This window comes from Kocuria sp. ZOR0020, assembly GCF_000800955.1.
GTDB classification, from domain to species: Bacteria; Actinomycetota; Actinomycetes; order Actinomycetales; family Micrococcaceae; genus Kocuria; species Kocuria subflava.
The window spans coordinates 1-439 of sequence record NZ_JROX01000410.1 but is presented as its reverse complement, the minus strand read 5'-3'; the positions used below and the strand labels follow the sequence as shown (position 1 = coordinate 439).

The 439-nt window shown below is 67.2% G+C and carries 1 protein-coding gene; it reads right to left on the bottom strand.

The annotated features are described in order from the left end of the window. Positions 1-439, bottom strand: a 439-nt coding sequence (locus tag L979_RS14020; protein WP_047692886.1) for a DDE-type integrase/transposase/recombinase, incomplete at both ends; no start/stop codon positions are given.

Sequence of the window (439 nt, the reverse complement as noted above, 5' to 3'; positions counted from 1 at the left end):
TGGATCAGTCGGATGTGGAGGTCGACGGCGGTGCCGGCGAGCTGGTCACTGGTGAAGTCGCTGCCGTGGTCGACGTAGAGCACGTCGGGCAGGCCGCACATCGGCCAGGCCGGGTCGGTCTTGTGCCAGATCGCTTGGCGCAGCGCCAGGGCGGTGTTCATCGCCGACAGTGCGCCCAGGAAGACTGTGTAGCCGCAGACCGCCCGGGAGCAGTCGTCGAGGATCGTTGTCAGCCATGGCCGTGCGGGCTTGCCGTCGGTGCCCACCACCAGGATGTCGAGCATGGTGTGATCGGATTGCCACATCGCGTTGGGCAGCTCTGCTTGCCGGCGTAGCACCAGCTCGTGCTTGTCGCGGTAGGACGCTGCGCCCTCCAGGGCGAGGGTGACCATGCCGGGATCCAGGGTCCGCACGATGTCCCACACCACCGAGTAGGAGG